This window comes from Blautia sp. AM28-27 (assembly GCF_003480905.1).
Classification (GTDB): domain Bacteria; phylum Bacillota; class Clostridia; order Lachnospirales; family Lachnospiraceae; genus Fusicatenibacter; species Fusicatenibacter saccharivorans.
Genome location: NZ_QUJK01000004.1, coordinates 177967 through 204317 on the forward strand (window position 1 = coordinate 177967; position 26351 = coordinate 204317).

The following is a 26351-nucleotide window of genomic DNA, read 5'->3' on the forward strand; positions in this document are numbered from 1 at the left end:
ATATTTCTCTGGCAGAACAAAGATCATTCCCTGTCCGAAGCAATTATTTTCCATTGGATATTATGTTTTGACAGATGTCACGAACTATGCTTTCTCTGTCCTGATCCGCCGTTATTCTGGTTTCATACAGAACGGATGTATAATCTTTTTCGTTCCACCATCTCTGCATATCTTCTGCACTGAAATCATTGCAGTTCGGCTTTGTTTTGTGGCGCTTCACGGTCTCCTCGAAGGGGATGTCGAAGTAATATGCGTATATATTTTTTCCATATAAAGCTACTGCCAGCTCAAATAATGCACGATACCATTCCGCATTCAGTATTCCTTCCAGAATAACAATCTCGCTGTGTTTTCTTCCATATCGCAGAAGTTCTTCCAGAAGAGGCAGCGCCTTTGTATTTTCTCCGTCTTTGACTTTGAGCATATCTCTTCGGATAACATCCTGCGAGATCAGCATTGTATTCTTTCCGAACACTTGCTGTAATTCCTTTGCAATAGTTGTTTTTCCACTGCCGGAATTTCCTCTTAAAATGATTAATTTATTCGTCCGTAAGCAATCGCCCATTGTCATTCCATTCTCCATACATAATTCCCGCTTTCGTATTATCTAAAAGTTTCTGCAAACGGCTCTGAAATATTTCTTTTTCCTCAAACATTGTAATTTTATACACTTTTCGCTATCTGCAGCGCCAGAAACAGCTTGTCCAGATCGTGGTTAGCGGCAGATAATCCATCCGTTTCATAGTTTCCTTCGATCAGCACATCTCCCGCAACAAGAAAATCATACAGTTCAAATCCATAAAAATCACTGATCGCCTGAACGCCTGCGAGTTCCATTTCCACGGCAATGCATCCTTCTTCTTTTCGTTTTCTTACAAGATTTACCGTTTCCCGAAGCATACTGTCTGTCGTCCATACGCGCCCCTGAACGTATGGCAGTTTCCTTTCTTTGAAAAATTCCGCCAGTTTGTCCGTGTTTTTTATTTTTATGTAGTCCTGCGGTTCTGCAAAATAATAGGACAGTCCTTCTCCCCGGTATGCCTCCGTTGGGAGAATAAACTTTCCATCGGTTGCTTCTTTGTCCAGACTGCCGCACGAGCCAAACATGATAAAGACGGATGCTCCTGTTAAATGATTGACTTCGGCAATCGTTCCTGCTGCAAGAGCGGAACCAATTGGTGTCAGGTAGAAAGCAATCGTTTCTTCCTCATATGGCAGAGTCCAAACCGGTATATTTCCATTGCATGCTCTTACTTCTGCAATCTGTCGGCATGGGAATTTTTCAAGCATGTATTCATATATTACTTTTGAAAAAATTACCATACATTTTTTTACCAGATGCTGCTTCTCCCCATAAAAATTCTCCAGCTTTACAATCGGCTCGCTGTTGATATCATAAGAATCAATAATCATTCTGTTTCCTCCATAAATTTTATTTATCTTTACCAAAAAGTCCCATATCCACCACCCTTACTGCGCAGACATGAGACTTCCGTTTTTATTTTTGCATTACTTCAATAACACATTCATGTTTCTTCGTTTTTTTATTATAATTGATACCGGCAAGCATTCGAACCACAGAATCTTTCAGGCCATCCATATCCATTTGAATATAAATTTTTAAGGCCTCATACGTTTCCGTCTGGTTCCAATAGGTTCCGAATTTGTGGCGCAGCATGGCTTCTACCACAGATTTCGGGCTATACATGGAATAAATTTCATCTCCAGTCTGCCGATGCGCAATCAACTGATAACCATCGTACCACGTTTTTGCTTCTTCAAAACTCATCTCATATTTTTCACAGAGGGCAGATATCTCCTGCTCTGTGAAGCCAAAATATTCCGCCAGATCACCGGGATCTGTCATGGAATACTCGGTAAATATATTTAGTGCAGAATGAGAACCATTTTTGTTTGTGAATTTTTCTTTTTTCAGACTTTTTAGCAATACCTTTCGATTATATACATGCGTATTCCACAGTATTTCCATGCTTCTGAATTATTTTCATTAAATCATCAGCCTGCATCCAAACGGTTGCTGTATTATCATTTGGATGAACACCAATTTTATTTCCGACAAATTCCACGTCCATGAAGACTTGAACTCTGTGTTCGGCATCGTTTAGAATACCAAGCGGCGTAACGGCACCGGGTATCAGTTTCATAATATCAAATAATTCCTCCGCAGCTGCAAAAGAAAGTGCACGCAGACCACGTTGCCTGCGAAACGCTTTCAAATCTACTCGCTTGTTCCCTTTCATCGTTATCAAATAATAATTACGTTTTTTATCGTCGCGAACAAATAAATTTTTAGCGCCCCACTCTGGATACGGCAAATCAACAGCATCTGCTTCTTCCATATTGAAAACTGCCTTATGTTCCGTAATTTCATACGCTATATTTTGCCTTTTTAAATAATGATATATCTCTATCTTATCCATACTCTCTTATCTCTGTAAACTGAAATTGAAATATGCCCTTATTTTTCATACTTTTCAATCCGGCATTCATGTTCTTTTGTTTTTTCATTGTAGTTAATTCCCACCAGCAAAAGCTCCCCTGCATAGCATGCAACAGACTCCGGATATTTTCTGTCTCTGATCTGATCTAATGCTGCTCTGACGCTTTTGTCCCATTTCAGTTCCACAACAAGCGCCGGGTAATAATTCTGAAACTCCGGCTTTGGAATAAACACAAAGTCTGCAAATCCACGACCCGCGGGAAATTCGCGGATTGGTTTGAAATAGTATTGCATGGAACTCAAATAGGCAATGGACAGAACACTGCTGAGTGAGTTTTCATTGTTATACTGAATCACAGAAGTATATTCCCTGTGAATTTTTTCAATTTCTTTTGCTACTGCGTTTCCATTCATCTGAATTGTATCTTTCAGAAGCTGCTCTGATTCTTTTTGAAATACAATCAACTCATTCCATTTTTTCCTTTTCGTTGCCAGAATCAATTCCTGACGGATTTCCTCATTCGGAATAAAAGCAGTTCTAAATGTCCGGTCATAGGCCAGATATCCAAGGTGAATCAGATACGTCAGCACATCGTCTTTATTGGCGAAGCTAACGGTATCGTTCTGAAAAGAGGTAACATCAACCGGAACATGATCTCCTGAAAGCATTTCGATTACGGCACTTTTCAGGCCATCAAAATCCATATTGATCAGCGGAACAATCGCCTCATAGGATGCGGTTCCGGACCAGTAGCTCTGGAATTCGCCTTCGAGCATCAGGTTCACAACGGCATTTGGATTGTATACATGATATTTCCCAATCTGATAACCGTCGTACCATCGTTTGACTTCTTCAAACTTCTGACCATATACTTCACATAGTTTTTGAACTTCTGTTTCTGTAAAACCTACATATGGTGCAATCGGCCCGGCATGCAGCATCGAATAATCTTTGAAATTGTTCAGCGCCGACTGTGTCTTTTCTTTTTTTACAGGCAAAATACCTGTCAGATATGCCAGTTGAATATATTTTGTCGGCTCCGTCCCTTTGAACATCGCCCGCAGAAAATTGATATATTCTTCCTGTGTTTTGAGATCCGCCGCCTCGTCACGAATCAGAACATCCCATTCGTCTATAATCACAATAAATTTTGTCCCGGATGCCGCGTTGATCCGTGACAGCGCCTCCGGCAGTGACCGGATTTCTTCTGGAAGTATATGGGGATAATATTCTTTTAACTCCGAAATCGTTTTTTCTGAGATATAAGAAACAATCCGCTCCGGTCCGCCTGCCGGTTCCATACACCATTGGATATCCCAGTGGAGCACATCATACTGATTCAGATGTTTTTCAAAATCCTTTGCCCTGCTGATTTCCAGCCCGGAAAACATTTCTTTCGAACTGCAGCCCTTGCTGTAATACGCGGTGAGCATGTTTGCCGTAATTGATTTTCCAAACCGCCGCGGGCGGCTGTTGCAGATATATCCCTGCAGAGTGTTCATGACTTTATTCGTATAAGTCAGCAGTCCTGTTTTATCAACATAAATCTCAGAATTTAATGCAACCGCAAATGCTTCATTTCCCGGATTCAGATAACTTCCCATGCAAATCCCTCCCGTCAACATTTTATATGACTCATTATACTTGATCCCTCTGACTATCACAAGGACAGGATTTTCCCACGCAGCTTCCGGTTTTTCACTTTCGTCCTCCTGTGAGAATCCCATACAATTCCGGTCTTCTGTTTTTCAGTCCGCATTTTTCCCGCTTTCTGCATTTCCTGCATTTCGTTGATACTAAAATCAGACATGTTATTATCCTTCATCCTCGTAAATAATGATTTGAAAATATTGTAACTATTCAGAGCCATGCGAAATGGAAGAAAAATCGCGAATCATGTTTACATGAATGAGCTATTTTTCTGGAATTTCATATGGCGAGATGGGGCTCTGAATAGTTACAAAATATTATACCCTATAAATGCTTCAATGGTAAACTTTCATTTTGCCGCATAAAAAATACGCGCCGCATTTCTCATCAAAATCATGAGTATGCGGCACGCAGTTTTTATTTTGCTTTTTTCTTCTCTCTTTTCACAAAAAGACAGACACATACAACAACAAAAACAGCCGTTGCTGCGATCAGTACCGGCCATACCGGCAGTGGACAGACGCTTGCGCTGATCAGTTTCAGTCCCTGGTAAAGTGTGTATACACCGAAAATTGAAAAGATGACAAACGCCAGTGTATTCAGCAGCCCATCCGGTGTCTTGCTCTTTAAGAGGTAGCCGACCAGCATTCCGAGAATATCCGCTGCGAACAGTCCGAGAGAACATCCGATCCATACAACGAATGCGGATCCCATACCTTCATTTGCACCAAAGGTGATTGCGGTAAGCTGTGTTTTGTCTCCGAGCTCTGCTACGAAGAACGTACAGAAAACGGCGAGCGGTGCGAACCGAATTTTGGATTTGCCGCCTTCTTCCTCTTCCTCGTCATCATCACCGGAAATGGTGGATGCTGCGAAGTAAAGAAATGCGAGTGCTGCAATCGTCTTAATCAGCCAGTCCGGAATGAATTCGCTGACGAGGCCGCCTGCGAGAACCGCCATTCCATTCAGTACCAGAATCGCGGCTGCGGTTCCCAGGATAATGTCTTTCAGCTTGTACTTCGAAGTAAGCGCAATCAGCATGAGCTGCGTCTTATCGCCCATCTCTGCGATGAACTCGGTAAGAAACACCTTTAGAAATAACACCATTTTCCATTCCCCTTATCTTATAATGATATAAATGGCATATGCGGCATAAAATGCGACCATACAGAAACCTTCGACTCTTCCGATTTTCTTTTTGGTTCCTGCAAAAATCCATACACATACCGTGAATACGATCAATACACACAAATCAATTATATTTTCCGTAATGATGGCCATCGGGCTGATTGCGGATGCAATGCCAAGTACCATAAGAATGTTGAAGATATTAGAACCGATCGCATTGCCAAGTGCCATATCAACTTCATTCTTTCTCGCAGCAACGATAGAAGTTACGAGTTCCGGAAGGGAAGTTCCGATGGAAACAATGGTCAGTCCGATCAGAGTCTGGCTCATTCCGAGATCGCCCGCAATTCTCGCTGCGGCATCTACGGTCACATCTCCGCCGACTGCAATGGCGACTGCTCCGCCGACGATGAACACGATACTCTTCGGAACGGAAAGCAGCTTGATGTCCTCGTCGGAACCGCCTTCAATTTCGACTTTTTTTCCTTCGCGGTTTGCCTTTAATGCAATCTGAACCATGTAGACAATGTAACCTGCAAAGAATCCAATTAAGATCACGCCGTCCAGGTGACCGAGCATCATACCGGATTTATCGCCGAGTCCGCTGATTCCTAAAACCATTAAAAGTCCGGCGCAGATCAGGGACAGCGGGATGTCTCTTTTGATGGTTTCCTTTGCGACTTCTACGGTAGTCAGTACGGCACAGACACCGATGACAACCATCAGGTTAAAGATATTGGAACCGATGACATTACTGACTGCGAGCTCGTTGTTGCCGGTAAGTGAAGCCGATACACTGACCGCGGTCTCCGGAAGTGATGTTCCCATGGCAACAATGGTCAGTCCGATGATGATCGACGGAACGTGCAGTCTCTTTGCTGCGCTTGAGCTTCCTTCTACGAAAAAGTCCGCACCTTTGATCAGCAGGACAAAACCGATGACGAGACAGACAAGCACAAGAGCAAACGGGGCGTTGTTGATGAAATTTTCCATGTTTTCCTCCTTTGTTTTCCAAGCATATATTCCAAAATAGTATCGTTAACAGAAGCAGGTTTTACTCATTATCCGCAAAAAAAGACTCATGTATATCAAGGAACATCCGATATGCGATACACCGGTGATTCATCGATATACATGAGTCTCATTATTTAAGATTTGCCAGATTATACTCTTTTCTTATAATCAGAATGTTGACAAATCACACATTCGTGCTAACTACTCCCTCATGGAATATTACATTACTTGATAAATACTATCAAATGTCTTCGGGGTTGTCAACAAAATTTGACTTTTTTATCCGAAAGATTTCAGCCCCGCTTACGAATGCATACCAGTCATGGGTGCAGAATACTTTACAAAATATAACAAACCGAATATCCTAAAACGAGAAAAACTTCATTTTCATGATAGTCCATTTTTAGACTGATCTATCTTTTCTATGGTACTCACCTCTCTATTCGTCCTGTGTTTCCATCTCTTCGAGTTCCAGTTCCGTTTCCATCATGCGTTCCAGCAGGGATTCCTGTGTCTGATTTTCTTCGTCTATTTTCGTCTGAAGCTCCATCAGCCGTTCGTAATCTGCGGAAAGTTCCGGGTCCATCATTTCCAGTTGAAGTTCTGACATTCTGCTCTCACTCTCCGCAAGCTGCTCCTCGTATTTTTCGAGCTGCCGTTTTAAGCGGGACAGAATTTTTCCCGGATTATAATATTTCTTTTTGTCAAACACATCATCCAGTGTCGGAACGTCGGCTGATTTCCGTACAATTCCTCCCGCATTTCCCGTTTCTCTGCCCGGTGTCTGCCGTTTGATTTCTTCGAGATACTGTGCATAATTCATTCCGTAAAATTGTACGTCGCTCTCGCCGAACTCCAGAATGCCGGTTGCCACCTGGTTGATGAAATAACGGTCGTGCGATACGAACAGAACGGTTCCCTCGTAGCTGGTCAGCATTTTTTCCAGCGCTTCTTTTCCCGCCAGATCCATGTGATTCGTCGGCTCGTCCAGGATCAGGAAATTCGGTTTCGTATAGAAAATCCGGCAGAGCTCCAGCCGCACTTTTTCACCGCCGGAGAGCTGCCCCATTTTCTTTTCGACATCCTCACCGGAAAACAGAAAGGCTCCCAGTGCGCTTCGGACATCGTTGCGAAGCAGGTTCGGATAAAGACTCCAGAAATAGTCGAGCACCGTCTGCTCCGGGTCGAATTTCTGGTTGACTGCTTGGTGCTGATCGAAGTAGGCAAAATCCACGCGGTTTCCAAACTGATAGCTTCCGCCTAATGCCTTGATTTCGCCCACAACGGTTTTCAGAAGCGTCGACTTTCCTTTTCCGTTTTCTCCGATGATCACAATCCGTTCTGCTTTTTTGATGACGGCCGAAACCTCGCTCAGGACGGTATCGTATCCGATTTTCAGTTTCTTCATCGTGAGCACATCCGTATAGCTTTCGCGTACCGGATGGAATAAGGCGTGGAATGTCCTCGTGTCAAACCGCCGCGGTTTCTCAATTTTTACCATGTGCTCGATCGCCATTCGTTTCGAACGGGTGGCCGCAACTTTTGTCGGTGTGTTTTTCCATTTTTCAATCCACGCCGTCAGACGCTCGATTTCCTTCTGCTGCGCTTCATAGTCTTTTTCCTGTTTGATCTGTGCTTCTTCTTTTTGTTTCACAAATGCCGAATAATTTCCCGGATACCGTTTGATGTCACCGTATTCGATTTCATACGTCACATCAATCACGCGGTCCAGAAACATGCGGTCATGTGATACAATGATAACGGCATTTTCGTAGCTTTTCAGATAATTTTCCAACCACTCCACTGCAGCGATGTCGAGGTGGTTGGTCGGCTCGTCCAGAAGCAGGATGTCCGGGCGCTGTAAGAGGAGCTGAATTAGGGCAATTTTTGTCTGCTGTCCGCCCGAAAATTCACCGATCGGTTTTTCCAGATCTTCGAGCGCAAAACCAAATTTCTGAAACATCGTTTCCATATCCCGTTTCCAGCTGTATCCGTGGAGACTCTCCATTCTCCGCTCCAAATAGTCGTATTCTCCCAGCAGTTTTTTGTGATCTTCTGCCTCGGCGAGCAGCTTTTCGATTTCCTTTTTTCGCGCTTCACACGCAAAGACTTCCGCGAAAGCCTTCTCCAACTCCACTCTTACCGGCACATCTCCATCGGTAAAATTAATCTGGCGCAAAAAACCGATGTTCTGTTTTCCGCTCATCGTAATTCCGCAGCTCTCGTCGCTGTCCAGATTACTCATCTCAATATCCCCGGCAATCAGCCGCAGAAGCGTCGTTTTTCCGCATCCGTTTCTGCCGACAATTGCAATTTTTTCTATGTCGTGAATTTCGAAATTCACACTGTTTAAAATCGTGTCTGCGCCAAACTGGACTCTGGCATTTCTGATCTGATATCTCATGTTTTATACCTTTTCTGTTGTTTCAACTCACAGTCGGTATTTTCACGGAGTCTGACATGTCGAAAATAGTTCGACTGTGACTTACCTCATGTCAATGGAGGATACCGATTTCTCTCCGCCCGCCACTGCTGTTATGTTTCTTTTAACAATTCATCCCACCGCTTTAGAAGCGGGGGGCTTCTTGTCTACTGATGTTAAAATTCTGCTTCCATTATACCGTCTCCGTCCTTCGTTCTCAATGCCAAAAATTTTTCGAATCAAATTTGGTACGCCTGCGGCATAAAAATATCTCTGTTTTACTGATTTGTTCCAGTAAAACAGAGATATTTAACTTCCTATCACAAATACAAATCTTCCACTGTCAACAGAACCGCATTTTCTCTTTCCGCCCGTTCTTTTACGGGTTCTGTAAATCCTGACTTACTGAAAAACATAATGTTAAAAATTCAAACTTGGAACTGTTGTAAAATTTTTCTAACTGCTTTAATTCTTCCAGTCTTCCAATCATAAGCATCCTTCCTCCCACTTACTCTGAAAACCTTTTGTTAAAAAATACTACTCACGAGTAGTATACTCATGAGTAGTATATAATATTCTTCTCCTATTTTCAATACTGCTACTGGCTTTGTAAGTGCATTGAAAAATTCATTCTTTCCTGCTAACGAAAAATATGATATGTCTGCGAATGGAGTGTCTTTCCCGTCTTCGTTGTAATTTCTTCGCACGCAACCTTTTCAAAGCAAAATTTCTCAACCAAATGTGTGCTTGGCGCATTCCTGATATCCACTTCGTAAATATAATACTGATATTTCCCTGTAGAATTTAAATCATCAATTAATCCCCGCAAAGCCTCATAGCCATATCCTTTTCCATGGGCGGACTCTTTCAGCCAAATTCCAACTTCCGGCGTTTTTTCTTTTATATCGAACACTTCCATGCTTCCAACAAATTCGCCGTCCCGTGTAAGAATCACCAGCTCCAGCATGTCTCCCTGTTCCATCGCTTTCACAAAGCCAGAAAGGATTTCATCTGCCGCATTGATATCAGAAAAACTGTCTGGATATTGATATTTTGTGATTTCATCTGTAAATTCTGTATAGTATGCTTCTAAAAAACTGTCACGATATGGCTGAATGATAAGCCTTTCTGTTGTCAGCATAAAATCACGACAGTCTGTTGTCATTTCAGGCACCTCTGATAAAAGATTAGAATCTTGGATTTTAGCCATGCTTTCTTTCTGCTTGTCCTGCATTTCTTTCACAGCCTTTCTTTCAGATTGCAAAATGCATCCGCTGTCAATTCATAGTCAACGGATGATTCCAACTCACCTATCTGGTTTTTCCACGAATCGTGATGAACTGCCGTTTTGCGGAATCCAAGTTTTTCATAGACGTGCTGTGCTCTTGTGTTTTTGAGGTTGGTATCGAGAAAAATGGCATTTGCTCCCATGCGGAACAGTTCTTCGATGAGCATGCTCAATACAACTCTTCCAATGCCTTTTTCCTGATAATCGGATTCACAGATTTTAATTCCAATCTCGTATCGATGATTTTCGAATACATAGAAACTCATTTCCCCGATTCGCACATCATTATATTCTATGATCAGTCTTCGTCTGGTTTCATCGCTGTCGTCGGCAATCTGTTTTTCTATTTCCGCTGCGCTTGTACCAAGTCCATTGGGGAATCCGGCATGAGCCATGACGGTTCCATCGTTCCACCAGGCGGCTAACTGTTCACAGTCTTTCTTTTCGGCATTTCTGATGCATAGATGATTGTATTTTATGTTCATTTCTTTTTTCCCCATAACACGAATATCCGAAAAAATATCGTTTTCAAAAAGGATTTCAAATCCATCTGCCGGCTGAAATCTGCCATTCAGGATTTCTTTTCCATGGAAGGATATTTTTCTTACTTTGTTTTCCGCATCTTTCACTTCAATTTCACAGTAAGAAAGCAAATATGCACAGATCGCCGTCGCATGAGAAACCACGAGTGCTGTTTCTCCTTCTTCCATCTGTCCGACGATAGAATCGATCGCGGTTTTCATCCGCACCTTCACTTGATTTAACGATTCCCCGCCCGGATTGCGAAAATCGTGATCTTCATACTGTTTCAGCCAGAAATCCTCCCTGGCATCCCCGATCGTTCTTTCATGCAGCTCCTTCACAATGACCGGGTGATCTGCGATGAATTCAGCCGTTTCCATTGCTCTCCGATAAGGTGAAGAAAAGCATCTGTCCACATTTGAAAATATATTTCTTTTTGATACAGCAAGCGCTTTTCCCTCTTCCGATAGAGGAATCTGCTCATTCGGCATATCCCCTTTTTCCGGGATGGAATGCCTCATTAAAAATATTTTTTTCATTTCACTCTCCCCTGCTGTTATTCCTAAAGTTTTTTAATCAAAAACATCTCCATCGGCTTTTTTCCATATCCTTTTTCTGATGTTCCCCAGCGATAAAAAGCATGGTGCAAAACGGAGTATTATCCCAGAAAAGATTATATTGCAGCAATCAAATGTTTCCAGCGGACCTGCTCTTGTGGATATTCTTGATAAACTGATACGAATGGATGTTGTTGCAAAAGAAGCTCCTATTAACGATGAAAATGATGTGTCGCACGGACGGAAGCTTCCCACAGTTCCACCAGCGTTTCCATCCGCGGCATTCTCTCCTGTACTTCATATATTGTTATCTTACTCATCTTCCTTCCACAGCTTTCCTTCTTTATAATGTTTCCTGCAAAGCGCCACATAACTCTCGTTCGATCCAAGGAAAATCTGCGCGCCTTCCCGAACGATTTTTCCGTCTGCGTATCTCGTATTGCACTGCGCCCGTCTTCCGCACCAGCAGACCGTTGGGACTTCCTCGATGATGTCAGCGATTTCCATCAATCTTCTCGAACCCGGAAACAGATGTGTCTGGAAGTCCGCACGCAGACCGTAGCAGAGAACCGGAATCCCATAAAAATCCACGATGTCCGAAAGCGTATCAACTTCCTCCGGAGAAAGAAACTGCGCCTCGTCGATAAGAACCGCATCCACTTTCTTTCCGTGATACCGGTATTCCCCGCTGTCTGCACTCCAGGTCTCTGAAATTTCTTTTAAAAATTCATCCACATATTCCGCCGGTGCCTCCAGCCCGATGCGGGACTTGATTTCATGTTCTCCGTCGCGGTTGTCCGTCCGCGGCTTCAACAGGACAGCATACTGCCCGCGCTCCTCATAATTATAGCGAACCATCAAAATATTAGCAGATTTCGAACTGCCCATCGCGCCGTAGCGGAAATATAATTTTGCCATTGTTTTTCGTCCTTTTGTCTTTTCTTATTCTTTCAGTTCTTTCCGTAAAAACGACTCCTCATCAAGCCAAGTCTCTTAAAAATCATCGCCTTCTATTCCTTCCTCATTTTTCTTTGAATCACCCACCGAACCGCCAGCGTCACCGCAATCAGAACCGCCGCAATTACGCCATCCCGCAGAATCCCTGTATACCACGGTGCAGACCACGTCTCATACAAACCGGGGTGTGCTGTGTAGTCATAATACGTATAAACGCTCTTTCCAAGAAACACGCCAACGACACACCACAGAAAAATTCCGGAAATTTTATGGATTGTTTTCATTGCTCTGCCCCCATTTCTTCTCTATAACAGAAAACTACCGACAAACCTGCTTTTATCGATAGTTCTCTTACCTCTCAAGCACTCAATTTAAGCTTTCCACTCTACACCTGTGCTTTTTCTCCGTCTTTTCATACCCAATTCCCACAGCCAGTATTTTTCCTGTATACTTTTTCTGTTCTGCAAGCCGCGGCACAAATTTTAATGCATACTTCCTGTCTTTGATCTGCTGAATTGCTTCTTCCGGAGTGTGGTCTACTTTTAGTTCAAGAATAATTCCATCTGCGGTCAGATCATATGGATAGAAAATAAAATCCACATACCCAACTCCCGCCTTATCCTCACGCTCTACCCGGTAACTGTCACGCGCAGCCAGGTATACCAGATTGACAATGGCTGACAATTCTGTCTCATGGTTGTACGACAGCAGCGGAACTTCCGTATCGTGCACCAGTTCCAGAATTTTTTCCATCGTATGCGTATCTCCCGCCAGAGTCGCTTTCAGCATTTTCTCGGACTCTTTCGCCAGACGATATACATATCCCAGAGATTCATTCTTCATCAGCAGCTCATCAAACTTCTCCATCAATTCCCTGTTCGGAATAGACACTTTTCCATTCAAATAGCTTAAAAATCCATACACCACCATCGCAGAGTAAATTTCATCTCTCGTAGACAGGTTCATGGAAGTGGCCGCATATTCCTGTATTTTTGCCGAAACTGACTCTCCTGCTGCCATCAGTGCAAGGTCATCCCTGACGTCGGATACATTATTTCGAATGTAATAATAAATTTCATCATATGGACCTGAGCTGGTCCAGTAATTTGCCAGATTGTTAAACTGTAGTGCAAAAACAACGGAGCGTGGATTGTATACCCGCTCTCCCGATTTTGTATAATAACCGTTATACCAGTCTCGCAGACCTTTTCGCGTCACATTTTTTATTTTTCTCTGTTTTTCGCATTCTCTACAGTACCTTTCATACAAATCATCCACTTCGTCATCTGTAAATCCAAAGTATGTTCCGAACATTGGTGAATTTACCATCGTGAACTCCGCAAACATATTCAGTTCCGATCCGCTGGAATATTTCGCAATCGGCAAAATTCCCGTCATATACGATAAAATCACATAGGGACGGTCCTTCAGCAGATTACTTAAAAATGCCACATACTTTGCTTTATCCGCTTCTGTTATAAATCCCCTGTGAAAAATAAAATCCCATTCGTCCAGAACAAAAATAAATTTTTCGCCATGATACTGTTGAAAGATCTCTTCCAGAATATCTCCAATCGCATCTGTTTCACTGGTTTTTGCATCCGGATACGCTTCCCGCAGATCACTGATCAGAAGTTCTTCCACACGCTCGATATACTGTCGGTAAGATTCACAGTTTCTCGGCATTTTACTGAAATCAATCCGAATGACGTTATACTTGTTTTTGTATTTCTGGCAGTCATCCGCTTCTGAAATTTTAAGCCGGTCAAAAAGTTCACCTGAATCAATACCCTTCTGAAAAAACGAGCTGATCATATTGGCCGCAATTGTTTTTCCAAATCTGCGCGGCCTTGTGACGCAAAGATGGCGATTCCCTGCAGCCACATAGGGAAACAGTTCCTGCAGCAGCATTGTTTTATCCACAAAATACGGGCTGCGGCTCTCACTCTGATACAGGGTATACGGTGTCTGACTGTTTAAATAAGCTCCCATTCTGCGCCTCCTCTTTTCATACGTTCCATTATTTTTTATTATAACCGATCCCGCTCTGTTTTCCAATTAAAAAGGCAGAAGAAATGAAACCTTTTATCCCGTTTCCATTTCCTCTGCCTTTCTTACATTTCTTTCCTCTTCTGATTCCTCTTCTTCCGCAGGTTCTCTTTCTTCTGCCGGATTTCCCCCGCCTCCTGTTCGCTGCTGATGCGGATGGTTTTCACGACGAAGAGTTTTCCTTCATCCGAATGTTTCATGCGGGCTTTGCCTTTCAAATATCCGTGCTCCGGGCACCAGGCTACGCAGTAGTAGTTTTTCCCGCCGGCCGAAAACCAGCGTAAGCGTTTTCTTGCCGTTTTCCCGCAGATGCAGCAGTGCGTGCTGCAGACCTCGCGGTCGTGCATGGCTTCTTCTTTTGTGTCGAATTCGCGGGAGATGAATTTCGTGTAGCCATTATAGACGGCGTGGATCTCCTCTTTTTTCGATTTCGGGTTCTGATATACGTCGATCGAGTCGTACGCCAGCACAACATCCATATCGATGCGCGCAAAAATGTCGGCCGTATATTTTGCATCCGAAAGCGCCTGATGAAAATGCTCGTCCTTCGGGAGATGGAGGAAGTCGGCGGCGTACTCGAGCGCCCGGCGGCTCTTCATCGTTTCGTACTGGATCGCGAACAGTTTCTGTACATCGTAAAAATGAATCGGCCCGCGGATCAGCGACAGGAGGTTATAAAATTTCATGTTCCGCTGGAGCTCCGTCAGGTCTCCCGGTCCCCAGGTGCCGAACATGCACGCACCGCCGGAGAATGCAAAAAATTCCTGCACGGCCTGCGCAAATGGGATTCCGTTCTGCAGATCCTCTTCTGTCAGTCCGACGACCTCGCGCGTCCGGTGATGGAGATGCTGGTAGACCACCGGTTTTACAATCCGGTGAAACGTTCCCAGCACATTCCGCTCACCATCCATCTTCACCGCGCCGATCTCAATAATCTCAAATGGCAGCTTCGGGTTCTCTTTTCCTTTTCCATAGGGACACTGGTTCCATTCCAGGTCAAAAATCACATAGTCCATTGTATTGTCAATCCTTCATTCTGTGTCGTCTGTCCCTATTATAAATGATTTTGATATAATGAGCAACTATCTGGCAATTCCATTCTCCGCCCATTCTGGCAATTTTCTTCTTATGCATTACATTTCCCATTCATTTCATCCCGTTCTCTTTCAAACTTAACGCTTCTTTTATTGAAATCCCAGGGTAAATCCGATATAATATTTTTAACTCCGGCCTTCGTTTTTACTCAAAAAAATCACCTGAAAAAGCCGGAAATATTACGAATTTAGATGAGCATCCGATATGAAAACAAAATTAACGCAAAAACAGATTCGATTTCAGGCGCTTCTGCTGTTTTTTATTACATTTTTTCTTGTCGAGCTCTGCGCCGTTTTTCTGTATCAGAATCAGTTAAAGGAAGCAAAGCTGAAAGCTGACTATACCGCACAGACGACCATCGGCCGCGTGAAATCGCAGTTAAACCATTATCTTGCCGAATCCAATCTGATGAAACACATGATTGAAGCCGGTTATACCGTCAATGACGAAGAGTTTTCCGTCCTCTCCTCGCTGATGCAGGACGACCAGAATGTCATCAAAGCACATGAGCTTGCAAAGGACGGCATTGTCACACTGATTTATCCGATGAGCGGAAACGAAGCCGCACTCGGACTTAACATGCTCGAGCATCCTGCCCGGAAACAGGAGGCACGCCTTGCCAAAGAGAGCGGCGAATACACGATTGCAGGACCGTTTGAGCTGCAGCAGGGCGACATCGGAGCACTGCTCTTTGACCCGATTTATACCACCGATGCCAACGGTGACCAGACCTTCTGGGGCTTTTCGATTCTCGTTCTCGACTGGGAATCGTTTCTGAACGAAATTGAACTGGATACACTGGAAGAAGCCGGCTACACCTACGAACTCTGGAAAATTTCTCCGGCCACCGGCGAACACGTTTCCATCGCACACTCCGGCAATTCCCGGCGTTCCGATGCCATCGAAGTTCTCTGCACCGTGCCGAACGACACCTGGCATTTTGAAATTGTACCGAAAAACGGCTGGCTCAGTCCGCTGCAGGTTTTTGTTTCCTTTGCACTCGGACTCATCCTTTCCCTGCTTGCCTCTATTGGTTTTCTGCAGTTCCAGATGCGCCGCTATAAAGACGAGATTCACGCAGCAGAACTGGAAAAAGCCGTACAGGAAGCACAGTCTGCCAACGAAGCAAAAACACGTTTTCTGTTCAACATGAGCCACGACATCCGAACCCCGATGAATGCCATCATCGGTTTCTCGGATCTGCTGGAAAAGCACATCGACGAGAAGGACCGCGCGGTCGACTACATTGCAAAAATCAAGTCCTCCAGCAGTTTTCTGCTCTCCCTGATCAACTACGTGCTTGAGATGGCGCGCATTGAGAGCGGTAAGGCCTCGCTGAAAATCGAGCTCGGCAGCTACAGCGAGCTGATCAATTCCCTGAATGCAGTGTTTGAGCCTTCGTTAAAAAGCAAAAATCTTTCCTATCTCTGTTACAACACGGTGGAACACGATGCCATCCTCTGCGACCGGACAAAAATACGGGAGATTCTGCTGAATATCATCAGCAACTCCATCAAGTATACGCCGGAGGGCGGAAAAATTTCCGTAAAAATCGAAGAGACACCGGCACCAAGGAAGGGCTTTGCCTCCTACCGCATCACCGTGAAGGACAACGGCATCGGCATGAGCAAAGAGTATCTGCCGCATATTTTTGAAGAATTTACAAGAGAACATTCCTCCACCGAAAGCCACATCACCGGAACCGGCCTCGGCCTTCCGATCGTCAAATCCCTCGTGAATCTGATGGGCGGAACGATCGATGTGGAAAGCGAACTCGGTGCCGGAACAATAACTACGGTCTGCCTCACGTTTGGACTTCCGACCGAAGAACAGCTTGCGGCTCACCAGCATAAAGACGAGATTCTCGAGCAGTCCCTGCAGACGCTTTCCGAAAAACGCGTGCTGCTTGCCGAGGATAATGACCTGAATGCAGAAATTGTACTCACCGTTCTGGAAGAAAACGGCATTCACGCCGAGCACGTAAAAGACGGCGCCCTCTGCTTAAAAGCAGTCCAGAACGCACCAGAAGATTATTACAATGTTATTCTGATGGATATTCAGATGCCGAACATGAACGGCTATCAGGCCGCAGAAGCGATCCGTGCACTCCCGGGAAAACGCGGGGAAATCCCGATTGTCGCCATGACGGCAAACGCGTTTGAAGAGGACCGCCGAAAAGCACTGGAATCCGGCATGAACGCCCATATCGCGAAACCCGTTGACGTTTCGGTTCTTCTCGAAACACTTTCCAGGTTTTCATGACCTTTACAGATCCCGATGCACCGCGCTTCTTCTATGGAATTTTAACTTCCATCGACGATCAGAAACCCAAAAACAAATAATATGCATGAAAAAAGGAGCGTTTCCGTAAAGAGAACAGCTCCTTTTTTCATGCGCCGCAGCGGACGCTTTTATTTCTCGTTTTTCAGCAGCTCCAGGTTTTTGGAGATCAGCTCGCATCTCTGTTTTACGCAGTCCGGGGATCTGTGCGGATCCTGCGGTGTGTTGAACAGATAGTCCTCGAGTTTGTCGATTGTGGTAGTTGCTACATGCATTCTTGTATCGCAGGATGCATAGTAGATGTAAACCTCTCCGTTCTCACGCGCAATCGCGCCGTTTGTAAATACAACGTTGGAAACGTCTCCGACTCTCTCTTTTCCAAGCGGAACCAGGAATACACCGGACGGCTCTGCAATGACTTTGGACGGATCGTTCAGATCGGTACCGAAGACATACAGAACGTAGCGAAGGCCTGCTGCTGTATTTCTTACACCGTGTGCAATGTTGATCCAGCATTTCTTACCTCGGATCGGCACTGCTCCAGCACCGTTTTTGGACTCGGTCAGGGTATGATAAATACGTTTGCTGATGATCTTCTCCTCGTCGATGACAGCGTGTGTGATATCATCGCAGAGTCCGAAGCCGATTCCTCCGCCGCTTCCGGTCTCAATGAAACCATCCATCGGACGGGTGTAGAAGGCATATTTTCCGTCTACGAACTCCGGATGCAGAACAACGTTTCTCTGCTGCGGAGAACGTAAGGTTTTCAGGTTGTCCAGACGCTCCCAGGTCTTCAGGTCTTTCGTTCTTACGATACCAGCCTCAGCAACAGCCGCGGACAGATCCGGATCGTTTTTGTCCTTGCTCTCAGAGCAGAACACTCCGTAAATCCAGCCGTCCTCGTGCTGGGTCAGACGCATGTCATAAACGTTGGTTTCCTCTGCGCAGGTATCCGGCAGCACAACCGGGTAATCCCAGAAATGGAATCCGTCGATACCAGTATCACTCTCTGCAACAGCAAAGAAAGATTTTCTGTCATTGCCCTCCACGCGGACAACGAGATAATACTTTCCATTCAGATAAATCGCGCCGGAGTTCATCACAGCGTTGATGCCGAGACGCTCCATAAAGTACGGATTCGTCTCCTCATCCAGATCATATCTCCAGTGAACCGGAGCGAACTCTCTTGTCAGCACCGGATACTCATAGCGGTCATAAATACCGTTGTAAAAATCTGCTTTTGTGTTCTTTCTTGCCACAAGGCGGTCTACCTTGGCTTTTTCCACATAATACTGTTTATTCAGCATCTTTTAACCTCCCAATTACTTCCATACACATACGTCCATTGTGATACGGGCATTTCCACGGTTCTACAATCGGCTCATGAATCGGGCTTCCGTCTGCATTCACGCACCAGAACCACTCAGACCCCTCTCGTTTGTCGATCACATATTCCTTGATGTAGCCCCAGATGTCTTTTGCCGCATCGAGATACTTTGTTTCCTCCGGTTTTTTCTGCCATGCATTTAAAAATCCAACGACTGCTTCTGCCTGTACCCACCAGACTCTTGTGGTATCATCCACACCGCGCTCGCACTCATTCATCAGCGAATGATTTTTGTATGCCGTGTTGTAGATATTTTCCGCAATCTCTCCGGTGATCGGCAGCAGTTTTTCCCGGTAAGCCGGATCGCCGAGCACTTCTGTACCCCGGTCGATCAGCCAGGAAGTCTCGATATCATGGCCATAAGAATACAGATCAATCAGCGTATTCCATGTCCGGTCGAAGAATACTTCCTGACGGCCTTTTTCTTTGTTATATACTTTATCCGCGAAGAGATCCATCATAAAGCGGAGACGGTCACCGGTAAACGGATCCTTTGTCACGCGGTACAGCTCGGTATATGCTTCGAAAACATGCAGCAGCGTATTCATGGTCTTCTCTGCCATGACGCCGTTCTCCGAGAGCTTTTCATTGCTCTCCGGCTTGAAATCGCGGGTAAATGCCTCGAGATAACCGTACTCGTCGGTGCAGTGTGTCTCGATGATCTGCTGCAGCGATTTTGCCAGCTCCAGCGCCTCGGTGTCGCCCGTCGCATCAAAATACGTAGACAGCGCATAAATTGCAAATGCCTGATTGTACGTATGCTTTGTCGTATCGAGCGGTTTTCCGTCGTAGGTGACAGACCAGAACACGCCACCGTACTCGCGGTCCACACACGCCTGTTTCATAAAGCGGTACGCATGCTCCGCATCGGCGCGCAGCTTCTCGTCCTTTAAGGTCAGGTACGCATTCGAGAAAAACCAGAGAATTCTGCTGTTTAAGATGCAGCCCTTCTCATACGTTTTCTGCACGTTCAGATCAAAGTCCTGATAGCCGTAAAATCCGCCGTATTCCTCATCTCTTAAGCCCTCCCAGAACGGAACGATCCGTCCAGTAAGCTCCTGCTTTACTTCCTTTGCCAAAGACTGCATCTTTTCTTTCCTTCTTTCTTATCTTCTTCCAATTTCGGTGTCAGACTCGCGTACGACACTGTTTTTCTTGATATAATCTACAATCAGATCTACGGTTGTGAATGCCAGTCCTACATACGTATCGGCTGCGCCGTAGTAGATCGCGATCTTTCCGGTCTCTGCATCGTGAATGGTTGCGCACGGGAAGGTTACGTTCGGAACGAAGCCTCTCTCCTCATACCACTCTTCCGGTGTCAGAAGGAAGTTCTGGCAGCGGTATTTTACGATGGACGGATTCTCTTTGTCGAGGATTGCGCCGCCGATGCTGTATACATAGCCATTGCAGGTGCCGCTTACACCGTGGTAGAACAGCAGCCATCCTTCGTTGGTCTCAATCGGAGCTGCGCCGCCGCCGATCTTTAAGGACTCCCACCACTCCGGGCTCTTGCTCATGACGTGGCGGTGTTTGCCCCAGTACAGCATATCCGGGCTCTCGGACAGGAAGATGTCACCGAACGGTGTGTGGCCGCTGTCGCTTGGACGGGACAGCATCACGAAGTTGCCGTTGATTTTTCTCGGGAAGAGAACGGCATTTCTGTTGAATGGAAGGAATGGATTCTCCACACGTACGAAGGTTTCAAAATCTTTTGTTTTTGCCATTCCGATGGCTGCACCGTAGAAGTCCTGGCACCAGATGATGTAGTAGGTATCTTCTACTTTTACAAGACGCGGGTCATATGCGTAAACCGGCATGAACGGTTTGCCTTCTTCGTCAACGAACTGGATTTTGTTCTCATCGAAATTCCAGTGGATCGCATCTTTGCTTCTTCCAAGGTAGATGTACGGGATTCCGTTTGTCTGCTCACCACGGAATACTCCGATGAACTCGTCGCCGTACGGCATAACGGCGCTGTTGAAGATTCTTGCTACTTCCTTCACCGGATTTCTTCCGATGATCGGATTCTCGCTGTATCTCCATACCGGTGCACCGGAAAACTCAGCCGGGCCTTCCTGCCATGGCATATTTTTGACAGCATCTCCAATAATTTTAACTTCGCTCATTTTTTGAAACCTCCATGAAAAATATTGTTTGTTTATGAGTTGTACTTTGTTTTTTTAAGTTTCTGTTAGTGGACAGAATCTTGTTTTTTCATTCTTTTTTCTCCGAACCGCCGTGTTTTATCACCCTCACGCCCAGTCCTTTAGCTTAATTTTAACATAGATGATTAATTTTTCAACTGGAAATTACTTAAAAAATAAGTTCCGTTAGATACTGTCAATTTTTAAGTGACTTTGTTGTGTAATATGTACAAAAACGGGGCATTTCAAAATGCCCCGTTTCTTAATTTATAATTCAGTTATAAAAATCAAAGCTTTACGCTCTCTTTCGGCACCAGCTGTCCGGAGACAATTTCCATATTTTTGCCGGATGCCGCGCCGCGGATCTGCTTCAGCGCTTTTTCGAGCGCTACTTTTACCATCGCCTTCGTATTGATCTCATACGAAGTGATCTTGAGATCCGGGAAACCCGGATACAGGTAATTATCGAAGCCGACAACGGAAACGTCCTCCGGCACGGAGATGCCGCGTTTTTCCAGCTCGAGCATCAGAAGGCCGGCGGTCAGGTCGCAGTTGCAGACGAACGCTTCCGGCATCTGTTCCGGGAGATGAATTTCGATCTGGCCCCGCTCATCACGGTCCTCCAGAATCCATTCCGCCGGTGTCACATCGCGGTGTTCCAGAACAGCCTTAGAAAAACCGCAGTACCGATCCATGATACTGCTGGAAAAATGAATCGAACCGACAAAAGCCAGCTTGGTAAGGCCATGCTCATACAGGTATTCCGTCATCAGATACATTCCGTGAAAGTTATCTGCGATCACGGCATCTTTTGCCAGCTCATTGTCGTAGAAATCCAGAAATACGATCGGAAGATCCACGTTTTTCTTCAGATAGTGGATGTAATCGCGGCTCGTGTCTCCCATAAGGATCAGTGCATCGACGGTCTGCTCCTTGGCGATGCACGGCACGATCATCTCATCTTCCATCTCCTGTTTCAGGATCTCCACGGTCACCATACAGCTCTTTTCCGTCGCCGCCAGTGCCATCTCCTGATACATTTTCCAGTAAAATGTCGTATACTCTGCCAGATACCGTTCCGGAATCACCACTCCGATGCAGCGCAGGCTTTTTCCCTGTGTATTTCTCGCTCCGCTTCCCGGCTGGCGGTACCCCATTTCCTTTGCAATTTCCAGAATCCGGGCGCGCATCTCATCGCTGACCCCTTTCTGTCCTGTAATCGCGTTATGCACGGTGACGGCGCTGACGCCCGCCACCTTTGCAATATCTGCCAATCTTACTTTTGCCATATCCGTTGCTCCTTAGTCTACTGCAACAAAGTGATACAGTCTGCTGACGAAATCACCCCAGAAATCTTTCATCCGGAAACCGGCATTCATCAGCATCTCGCCGCTGTAAACCTCATCGGTTCCCTCCAGACGATATTTTTTCGCCGGATCAAAGCCGCGCAGGCGAACCTTGCGGGACGGCATATTTGCCTGTGCCAGCACCTGTACGTAGGTCACAAGCACTTCGCTTTTATCCTCCGATGCTACTGCCCAGCAGTCGGATCTGTGGTTTTCACGGCTGGAAAGAATACGGTAATACTCTCCCTCGCGGATCAGTTCATGATATTTGTGATACATTGCGGTCTGCTCCGGAATCAGCTTTCTCTCTTCTTCCGGCAGTTTTGTGATATCAAGCTCATAGCCGAACGTTCCGGCCAGTGCCACATGGCCTCTCGTTGTAAACGGAGTTACACGGCCAACCGTGTGGTTCGGGCATACGCTGACGTGTGCACCCATTGAGCAGAGCGGGTAAATGAGGGCTGTTCCCTCCTGGATTTCCAGACGCTCAATCGCATCGGTGTCGTCGGAGCACCAGATCTGCGGACTGTAGTAAAGCATTCCAGGATCGAAACGTGCACCGCCGCCGGAGCAGTTCTCCAGAAGCAGATCCGGGAACTCCTGTATCAGACGCTCCTGCATCGCATACATACCGAGCACGTAGCGGTGGAACAGCTCCTGCTGGGAATCTTTGTCCAGGTAGGTGCTTCCCAGGTCGCTTAACTGACGGTTCATATCCCATTTCACGTATTTGATGTTTGCACTGCGCAGGATTTTTGCCACACATTCATACGCATAATCCTGCACTTCCGGGCGGGAGAGATCCAGCACGTACTGGCAGCGGATCTCAGTCGCTTCTCTTCCCGGAATCTGAATCGCCCATTCCGGGTGCTCTCTGTAGAGATCAGAGTCCGGGGAGATCATCTCCGGCTCGAACCAGATACCGAATTCAAGACCGATTTCATTCACTTTGTCAACCAGATTTTTCAGGCCGCCTTTGATCTTCTCTTCGTTGACAACCCAGTCACCGAGGGAAGAATCGTCTTTATTTCGTTTTCCGAACCAGCCGTCATCCATAACAAGCATCTCGATGCCGTCTTTTTTTGCCTCTCTTGCGATATCGAGGAGTTTATCGGTATCAAAATCAAAGTAAGTTGCTTCCCAGTTGTTAATCAGAATCGGGCGTTTTTTGTGGTTGTACGGGCTGCGGATCATATGTCTGCGATAAAATGCATGGTAGGAACGCGTCATTTTGCCAAGTCCCTCGGCAGAGTAGACCATAACAACCTCCGGCGCCTGGAATTCATCGCCGGCTTTTAAATTCCAGCAGAACTCCTCCTGGTTGATACCCATGACCATACGAACGGTATCAAACTGGCATCTTTCCACCTGTCCGATAAAGTTGCCGGAATATACGAAGTGCATTGCGTAAACCTCGCCGCGCTCCTGATCCGTTCCCGGTGTCACCAGGGCCACAAACGGGTGCTCCTGATGGCTGGACTCTCCTTTTCCGGAGGAAACGAGCTGTTTTCCGTAACGGAGCGCACCCTGCTGGATGTGGCGTTCTCTTCCCCAGGATCCATGAAGAGAAAGCATCTCAAAGTCTTCGTTGTCCATATCGAGGCAGGCACTGTAGATTTTCTCTACCTTCAGCGCTTCACTGCCTTCATTTTTCACGCGGACACTTCGGGTGATAACGTTTTCTTTTGTAAAAACAGAGTAGGAAAGGACAACAACAAGATCAAGAACAGGATCTTTGCAGGTGATTTCCAGAGTTTCTACTTCGTCCTCGGTTCCAAAAGAAGCTGGAAGACCGGTCAGCGGGCGTTTTCCTTTGAAAATTTCATAGGAATCAAAGAAAATCTCACATCCCATACGGCCCTGTGCATTTCTTATATTCAGACAGCTCTCACGGTAATCGCCGACTCCTCCGGTCGGGTATTCCATTGGAAAACGGTCGAGGAACGAAGATTTCTCTCTCTTATTGACGGACGGGGTGAACGGCGGCTCATCCATGCGGAGCGGATACAGATCCGGCTCTCCGTGCAGAAGGGGTCCATAGTAAACATGTCCGACGTAGCCTTCCGGGCTCAGGCCGATCACATACGTCGTATTCTCTGTATTTAACTGAAAAAGCTTTTTCTCATCATAATATAAAATCGCCATTTTCTTCTCCTTATTTCAGGTAAGCTTGATCCGCCGGGCCGATTTTTGTACAAAAAGACCTCACCCGCCGGGCTGAGGCCTTTTTTTGTTTCTATATCACACAGCGTTTAAGCAGTTACCATTGCATTTTTTAATTTTTCCAGTTTCTCGGCTGCATCTTCAAGGGATGTGCCTTTTACGCCGAAATAGAATTTGATCTTCGGCTCAGTACCGGATGGGCGCACACAGCACCATGCGTTGTTTTCCAGCTCATAGTAAAGAACGTTGGAGGACGGAAGTCCGGTCGCGCTCTTCTCTCCGCTTACGAGATCCTGGCGTACATCTGCTTTGTAATCGCGTACGGCAAGAACCTGGAAACCGCCCAGCTCTTTTGGCGGGTTCTCACGGAAGTTGGTCATCATGGTCTGGATCTCTTTTGCACCGTCGATACCTTTTAAGGTCATCGTTGCAAGACCCTCTTTGTAGTAGCCGTACTCCTCGTACATATCCACCATGGCATCCCACAGTGTTTTGCCCTGCTGTTTGTAGTATGCAGCAACCTCGCAGAGCATCATAACTGCCACGCAGGCATCTTTATCTCTTGCATATGTTCCGGCCAGGCAGCCATAGCTCTCTTCCAGACCAAATACATAATTGTGTGCACCGCTCTGCTCAAAAAATTTGATCTGCTCGCCGATGTATTTGAATCCGGTCAGAACCTCGATCAGTGCCACGTTATAAGCTTTTGCGATTGCTTTTGCCATATCGGTCGTAACAATCGTCTCAACGAGTGCCGGGTTCTCCGGCATGGTTCCGTTCTTGGTGCGCTCACGCAGAATATACTCTGCGATCAGCATACCGGACATGTTTCCGGTGAAGCTTACGTACTCGCCGGTCTTGCTGTCTTTTGCATAAACGCCGAGACGATCTGCATCAGGGTCGGTTGCAAGGATGATGTCAGCGTCTACTTCTTTTGCCAGTTTCAGCGCCAGTGTCCATGCTTTCTCGTCTTCCGGGTTCGGGTAAGCCACCGTCGGGAAGTTTCCGTCCGGCACTTTCTGCTCTTTTACAACGTAAACCTGATTAAAGCCAAGCTCGCGCAGAACGCGGCGTACCGGCACATTTCCGGTTCCGTGAAGCGGTGTGTAGACGATCTTCATATCTTTTGCCGCATCTTTGATGATTTCCGGATGAATGCTCTGCTCTTTTAATTTTGCAACGTAACGGTCATCAAAATCGGTTCCGATGACCTGGAACAGGCCTTCTGCTCTTGCATCATCTTCTTCCATCGTTTTAACGGCAGAAAACTCGGTTACTTTTGCTACCTCTGCGAGAATGTTTTTGTCGTGCGGCGGTGTAATCTGTGCGCCGTCCTCCCAGTATACTTTGTATCCGTTGTACTCTCTCGGGTTGTGGCTTGCGGTAATGACGATACCGGAAATACAGCCGAATTCACGGACAGCAAAAGAAAGCTCCGGTGTCGGACGCAGGGACTCGAACAGATACGTTTTGATTCCGTTTGCATTCAGGCAGAGTGCTGCTTCGCGTGCGAATTCCGGAGACATTCTTCTGGAATCGTGTGCGATGGCTACGCCTTTTTCCTGTCCGTTCTGGGAAATAATGTAGTTGGCAAGGCCCTGGGTTGCCTGGCGTACGGTGTAGATGTTCATGCGGTTGGTACCCGCTCCGATGACACCGCGGAGTCCGCCGGTACCGAACTCAAGCTGACGGTAGAAACGGTCTTCGATTTCTGCCTCATTTCCTTCGAGTGCTTTCAGCTCTTCTCTGGATGCCTCATCAAAATATGGATCATTGCACCATTTTTCATATACTTCTCTGTAACTCATGTTTGTTATCCTCCCTGTCTGTTGTACTTTATTTAACTTAAGACAGCAGACTTTTTCTGGATTTAAGCTCGTTTCA

Annotated in this window: 20 protein-coding genes and 1 pseudogene; 1 reads left to right on the forward strand and 20 read right to left on the reverse strand. The window is 45.9% G+C overall.

Going from position 1 to position 26351, the window contains the following annotated elements; genetic code table 11:
* Positions 1-43 precede the first annotated feature (43 nt).
* The 14 genes and pseudogenes from DW743_RS08660 to DW743_RS08735 all read right to left on the reverse strand — a co-directional run bounded on the left by DW743_RS08660 (position 44) and on the right by DW743_RS08735 (position 15065).
* Entirely contained in the window at positions 44-583 is a 540-nt protein-coding gene (locus DW743_RS08660) for a kinase (protein WP_243004570.1), read from the reverse strand.
* 80 nt (positions 584-663) lie between these two features.
* Positions 664-1413 carry a nucleoside phosphorylase gene (locus tag DW743_RS08670; RefSeq protein WP_055225800.1) on the reverse strand — a complete coding sequence of 250 codons (750 nt, stop codon included), beginning with the start codon at positions 1411-1413 and terminating at the stop codon, positions 664-666.
* Between the two features lie 145 nt (positions 1414-1558).
* Positions 1559-1912, reverse strand: a pseudogene (locus DW743_RS08675) (AAA family ATPase); the annotation flags it as partial.
* 46 nt (positions 1913-1958) lie between these two features.
* Positions 1959-2441, reverse strand: a complete 483-nt coding sequence (locus DW743_RS08680; protein ID WP_055268132.1) for a prolyl-tRNA synthetase associated domain-containing protein — start codon at positions 2439-2441, stop codon at positions 1959-1961.
* Positions 2442-2479: 38 nt separating this feature from the next.
* Positions 2480-4066 (reverse strand): AAA family ATPase, encoded by a 1587-nt coding sequence (locus DW743_RS08685; RefSeq protein ID WP_117761360.1) that lies wholly within the window; start codon positions 4064-4066, stop codon positions 2480-2482.
* A gap of 463 nt (positions 4067-4529) precedes the next feature.
* A complete protein-coding gene (locus DW743_RS08690) occupies positions 4530-5219 on the reverse strand; it encodes a TMEM165/GDT1 family protein (protein ID WP_117761361.1) in 690 nt (229 codons plus the stop codon).
* 12 nt (positions 5220-5231) lie between these two features.
* Positions 5232-6233 carry a calcium/sodium antiporter gene (locus tag DW743_RS08695; protein ID WP_117510557.1) on the reverse strand — a complete coding sequence of 334 codons (1002 nt, stop codon included), beginning with the start codon at positions 6231-6233 and terminating at the stop codon, positions 5232-5234.
* 460 nt (positions 6234-6693) lie between these two features.
* The gene (locus DW743_RS08700) at positions 6694-8658 is read right to left on the reverse strand and encodes an ABC-F family ATP-binding cassette domain-containing protein (protein ID WP_117761362.1); all 1965 of its coding nucleotides are present in this window, start codon (positions 8656-8658) and stop codon (positions 6694-6696) included.
* A 658-nt stretch (positions 8659-9316) separates the two neighbouring features.
* The gene (locus DW743_RS08705; RefSeq protein WP_243004571.1) at positions 9317-9910 is read right to left on the reverse strand and encodes a GNAT family N-acetyltransferase; all 594 of its coding nucleotides are present in this window, start codon (positions 9908-9910) and stop codon (positions 9317-9319) included.
* 5 nt (positions 9911-9915) lie between these two features.
* Positions 9916-11025 (reverse strand): bifunctional histidine phosphatase family protein/GNAT family N-acetyltransferase, encoded by a 1110-nt coding sequence (locus tag DW743_RS08710; RefSeq protein ID WP_117761364.1) that lies wholly within the window; start codon positions 11023-11025, stop codon positions 9916-9918.
* A 330-nt stretch (positions 11026-11355) separates the two neighbouring features.
* Entirely contained in the window at positions 11356-11961 is a 606-nt protein-coding gene (locus tag DW743_RS08720) for a thymidine kinase (protein ID WP_117761365.1), read from the reverse strand.
* Between the two features lie 92 nt (positions 11962-12053).
* Positions 12054-12284, reverse strand: coding sequence for a hypothetical protein (locus DW743_RS08725; RefSeq protein WP_117510543.1), 231 nt, complete (start codon positions 12282-12284; stop codon positions 12054-12056).
* A gap of 82 nt (positions 12285-12366) precedes the next feature.
* On the reverse strand, positions 12367-13992 hold the full coding sequence (locus DW743_RS08730; RefSeq protein ID WP_117761366.1) for an AAA family ATPase: 1626 nt from the start codon (positions 13990-13992) through the stop codon (positions 12367-12369).
* A gap of 122 nt (positions 13993-14114) precedes the next feature.
* Positions 14115-15065 carry a 3'-5' exonuclease gene (locus DW743_RS08735; protein ID WP_117761367.1) on the reverse strand — a complete coding sequence of 317 codons (951 nt, stop codon included), beginning with the start codon at positions 15063-15065 and terminating at the stop codon, positions 14115-14117.
* 283 nt (positions 15066-15348) lie between these two features.
* Between DW743_RS08735 and DW743_RS08740 the strand changes: the two genes are divergently transcribed.
* On the forward strand, positions 15349-17406 hold the full coding sequence (locus DW743_RS08740; protein WP_117761368.1) for an ATP-binding protein: 2058 nt from the start codon (positions 15349-15351) through the stop codon (positions 17404-17406).
* A gap of 149 nt (positions 17407-17555) precedes the next feature.
* On the opposite strand, the gene DW743_RS08745 is transcribed toward DW743_RS08740, so the two are convergent.
* The 6 genes from DW743_RS08745 to DW743_RS08770 all read right to left on the reverse strand — a co-directional run bounded on the left by DW743_RS08745 (position 17556) and on the right by DW743_RS08770 (position 26275).
* Positions 17556-18731 carry a glycoside hydrolase family 130 protein gene (locus DW743_RS08745; protein WP_022461807.1) on the reverse strand — a complete coding sequence of 392 codons (1176 nt, stop codon included), beginning with the start codon at positions 18729-18731 and terminating at the stop codon, positions 17556-17558.
* Positions 18721-19899, reverse strand: a complete 1179-nt coding sequence (locus DW743_RS08750; protein WP_055221154.1) for an AGE family epimerase/isomerase — start codon at positions 19897-19899, stop codon at positions 18721-18723. The genes DW743_RS08745 and DW743_RS08750 overlap by 11 nt, the downstream gene beginning before the upstream one ends.
* Before the next feature lie 18 nt (positions 19900-19917).
* A complete protein-coding gene (locus DW743_RS08755) occupies positions 19918-20940 on the reverse strand; it encodes a glycoside hydrolase family 130 protein (protein ID WP_117510535.1) in 1023 nt (340 codons plus the stop codon).
* 305 nt (positions 20941-21245) lie between these two features.
* Complete coding sequence (locus tag DW743_RS08760; protein ID WP_055266843.1) at positions 21246-22247, reverse strand: substrate-binding domain-containing protein; 1002 nt, start codon at positions 22245-22247, stop codon at positions 21246-21248.
* A 12-nt stretch (positions 22248-22259) separates the two neighbouring features.
* Positions 22260-24449, reverse strand: coding sequence for an alpha-galactosidase (locus tag DW743_RS08765; RefSeq protein WP_117761369.1), 2190 nt, complete (start codon positions 24447-24449; stop codon positions 22260-22262).
* 107 nt (positions 24450-24556) lie between these two features.
* Positions 24557-26275, reverse strand: a complete 1719-nt coding sequence (locus DW743_RS08770) for a phospho-sugar mutase (protein WP_055225852.1) — start codon at positions 26273-26275, stop codon at positions 24557-24559.
* Between the last annotated feature and the right edge of the window lie 76 nt (positions 26276-26351).